The 3,446-nt window shown below is 64.1% G+C and carries 4 protein-coding genes; 1 reads left to right on the forward strand and 3 read right to left on the reverse strand.

The features are described 5' to 3' along the window. The coding region (gene secG / locus QZ964_RS20440; RefSeq protein ID WP_292534026.1) for a preprotein translocase subunit SecG at window positions 1-636 on the reverse strand (636 nt) is incomplete at its 3' end. Between the two features lie 177 nt (window positions 637-813). Then, window positions 814-1,293 (reverse strand): hypothetical protein, encoded by a 480-nt coding sequence (locus QZ964_RS20445; protein ID WP_292534027.1) that lies wholly within the window; start codon window positions 1,291-1,293, stop codon window positions 814-816. Window positions 1,294-1,538: 245 nt separating this feature from the next. Between QZ964_RS20445 and leuB the strand changes: the two genes are divergently transcribed. Continuing rightward, window positions 1,539-2,648, forward strand: a complete 1,110-nt coding sequence (gene leuB / locus QZ964_RS20450; protein WP_292534030.1) for a 3-isopropylmalate dehydrogenase — start codon at window positions 1,539-1,541, stop codon at window positions 2,646-2,648. Window positions 2,649-2,660: 12 nt separating this feature from the next. On the opposite strand, the gene folE is transcribed toward leuB, so the two are convergent. Then, a complete protein-coding gene (gene folE, locus QZ964_RS20455; protein ID WP_292534031.1) occupies window positions 2,661-3,233 on the reverse strand; it encodes a GTP cyclohydrolase I FolE in 573 nt (190 codons plus the stop codon). Window positions 3,234-3,446 lie beyond the last annotated feature (213 nt).

Consider the following 3,446-nt stretch of genomic DNA (forward strand, 5'->3'; position numbering starts at 1 on the left):
TTTTGGCGTTTCGGGCGTCGTTGCTTCAGGCTTTGGGGCTTCCGCCTTCGGGGCCTCGGCGGGCGGGGCGGCGGACTTGGGGACTTCAGCGGCTGGGGCCTGCGGAGCCGGCTCCTGAGCTGGCGCCTGCGCGGCGGGCGGCGTTGCTGCCGGCGGAGTCGCGGCAGGCGGCGTCGTTGCTGCGGGCGGGGTCGCGGCCGGCGGGGTTGTCGCGGCAGACGGCGCCTCTACCGGCGCGCCCTGCTGACGCTTCTGCTGGGCGCGCTGAAGCTGGTCGAAAATGCTGTCCTTGCCGGGCTCGGGCGTCTGTTCCGGCGCGCCCTTTACGTCCTTGCCCTCGGTCTTGGGAAGCTCCTTGAGTTGGATCGTTCCCTGCTCGAGCGATTTGGTCCAGTCGTCGCCGCCCTCGCTGCGGCGCTCCCAGGCCGGCAGGACGGTCAGCGCGATGCTGGTGATAAAGAATATCGTCGCGAGAATGCCCGTGGCGCGGGTGAGCGCATTGGCCTGGCCGCGTCCGGTGAAAACGCCGCTGCCGCCGCCCATGCCGAGCGCGCCGCCCTCCGACTTTTGATAAAGCACCAGAATGACGAGCGCCGTCACCACCATCAGGTGGATCGCGATAATGACCTGCTGCATGTGAACCCTTCCAGCCGCGCCGCAGCCACGCTCGGCGCGCAACTCTTTGGGCGGCGTTCTACACCAAGCGCCGGGCGCACGGAAGGGGCGAAAGGCGTGGCAAGCGGCGGCTTAAACGAAAGCTCGCGAGCCTCCCGACTCGCGAGCTTGTGGAGCGCCGCGCGATACGATCGCCGGTCAATACATATTGCCGTCCTGGCCCTTCCAGCCGCTGCCCTCCTGGTCGAAGCGGGTCTCGTCCTTGAACTCGATGACTTTGCCGGGCTCGATATATTGCTTGTCCTTGATCATCTGGTTCTGGATCGTCGTCGAATAATAGTTCGTATTCTCCGAGCAGCCGGGCTTCGTCGCGCCGCCCTCCGGCTTGCATTCGAGATTGGCGCCGTTCGGGAAGCGCACGTTCGCGGTGTAATAGAACTCATAGCCGGCGTGGCCCGCCCCTTCGACGTCAAGCGGCCAGAAGCGCGTGATCTCAAATTTCTCGATCACCGCGTCCTTGTCGAATTTCTTCTTGACGAGATTTTCGAAGACCTTCTTGGCGGCCTCGGGCTTGGGCTCGCAATTGAAGACGCAGAAAGCCTTGGCCGGCGTGGCGGCGGCGAGCGCGCCGATCAGGCCAAGCGCCGTGATATGCATGATGGTTTTGTAGCTCTTCATCTTTGCGTCTCCCAACTGCGCAGAGCTGCGCATCGCTTCTCGCCGACGTCGTTCGTTGAATTGACGCGTCTCGCGCGAAGCCCCCGTGCGTTTGACATTATTCAAGCTGCACGGCTTCACGAGAGGTCGCAAGGCCGACGCGTCGCGCGAATTGTCGCACGACCAAGGGAAATTTTGCGCGGTTGCGTCGCCTTGTCGCGCGCTTTATTGACGGCGCGAGTTTTCACGCCGACGAAGAGGCATTCATGGCCATATACAAGCTCCTGCTCCTGCCTGGCGACGGCATCGGTCCGGAGATTTCCGCTGAAGCCGAGAAGGTTCTCGCGCTTTTGAACGCGGCGGGCGTCGCGAGCTTCGAGGTCGAGCGGGGGCTCGTCGGCGGCGCGGCCTATGACGCGCACAAGCAAGCAATCAGCGAAGCGGATATGAAGCGCGCGCATGAGGCTGACGCCGTGCTCCTCGCCGCCGTCGGCGGGCCGAAATGGAACGGCGTGCCTTACGATCTGCGCCCCGAGGCCGGGCTCCTGCGCCTGCGCAAGGAACTGGGCCTTTTCGCCAATCTGCGCCCGGCGATCTGCTATCCGGCGCTCGCCGACGCCTCTTCCTTGAAGCGCGAGATCGTCGACGGTCTCGACATCATGATCGTGCGCGAATTGACCGGCGGCGTCTATTTCGGCGAGCCCAAGGAGATCACCGATCTCGGCAACGGCCAGAAGCGCGCCGTCGACACGCAGGTTTATGAAACCTATGAGATCGAGCGCATCGGCCGGGTCGCCTTCGAGCTGGCGCGCAAGCGCGGTAACAAGGTGACTTCGTCCGAAAAGTCGAATGTGATGAAGTCCGGCTATCTGTGGCGCGAAGTGATCACCGCGCTGCATAAGCGCGAATATTCGGACGTGACGCTCGAACATATGCTCGCCGACGCGCTCGCCATGCAACTCGTGCGCTGGCCCAAGCAGTTCGACGTCGTCGTCACCGACAATCTTTTCGGCGACATGCTGTCCGACGAAGCCGCGATGCTCACCGGCTCGCTCGGCATGTTGCCCTCCGCGTCGCTCGGCGCGGCCGATGATACGGGCAAACGCCACGCCATGTACGAGCCCTGCCATGGCTCGGCGCCCGATATCGCCGGCAAGGGGATCGCCAATCCGATCGCCATGATTGGCTCGCTCGGCATGGCTCTGCGTTACAGCTTCGATCTGCCGAAAGCCGCCGACGCCATCGACGCGGCGATCGCCAATGTGTTGGCGAAGGGTCTGCGCACCGCCGACATCAAGGGCGACGCGCCGTCGACCGTCTCAACGAGCGAGATGGGCGACGCGATCGTGGCGGAGCTGAAGAAGGCGCTGTCCTAGGAACTCCGCGCGTCACTTCCCATGCACCATGCCGAGGAATTCCTCGCGGGTGCGCGGATCGTCGCGGATGACGCCAAGCAGCCGGCTCGTCGTCAAGAGCGAGCCCGTGGTGTTGACGCCGCGCAGCGTCATGCAGCTGTGCTCCGCCTCGATGACGACGCCGACGCCCGCCGGCTCCAGAATGTCCTGGATCGCTTCGGCGATTTCGGCGGTGAGCTTTTCCTGAATCTGCAGGCGGCGGGCGAAGCCGTGCACGACGCGCGCGAGCTTCGAAATGCCGACGACGCGCTTGTTCGGCAGATAGCCGACATGCGCGCGGCCGGTCACCGGCAACATGTGATGTTCGCAAAAGCTGACGACGCGAATGTCTTTAAGCACAACGAGCTCGTCATAGCCGCCGACCTCGTCGAAGGTGCGCTTGAGATAGTCGCGCGGATCGACGTCATAGCCGGAGAAAAGCTCGCGGTAGGAACGCGCCACCCGCTCCGGCGTGTCGATCAACCCCTCGCGAGTGGGATCGTCGCCCGCCCATTCGATGAGAACCCGCACGGCCGCTTCGGCGTCAGCTTGGGTAGGTTTGGCCATGCCTGCAGCTCTCCAGGATCGTTGATGCGCGCCGCTCAACCGTCTGGATAAAGTCACAGGACCAAGCGTTTGGCAAAGGCCACAGCCGGCCTATTGTTCAAATGAAAAACGCCGGCGCATGAGCGCCGGCGTCTCGACTGGCTGTGCCGGGGTCAGCGAACGATGCCGATCGCCGATCCGACCGCATTGACCGAGCGCTTGACGAAGCCAAGC

Source organism: Methylocystis sp. (assembly GCF_021731785.1).
Taxonomy (GTDB): Bacteria; Pseudomonadota; Alphaproteobacteria; order Rhizobiales; family Beijerinckiaceae; genus Methylocystis.

What these genes read in the sequence shown, in the direction of transcription:
- leuB (WP_292534030.1), top strand. Translation starts at nt 1,539, where the DNA reads ATGGCCATATACAAGCTCCTGCTCCTGCCTGGCGACGGCATCGGTCCG.
- QZ964_RS20445 (WP_292534027.1), bottom strand. Translation starts at nt 1,293, where the DNA reads ATGAAGAGCTACAAAACCATCATGCATATCACGGCGCTTGGCCTGATC.
- folE (WP_292534031.1), bottom strand. Translation starts at nt 3,233, where the DNA reads ATGGCCAAACCTACCCAAGCTGACGCCGAAGCGGCCGTGCGGGTTCTC.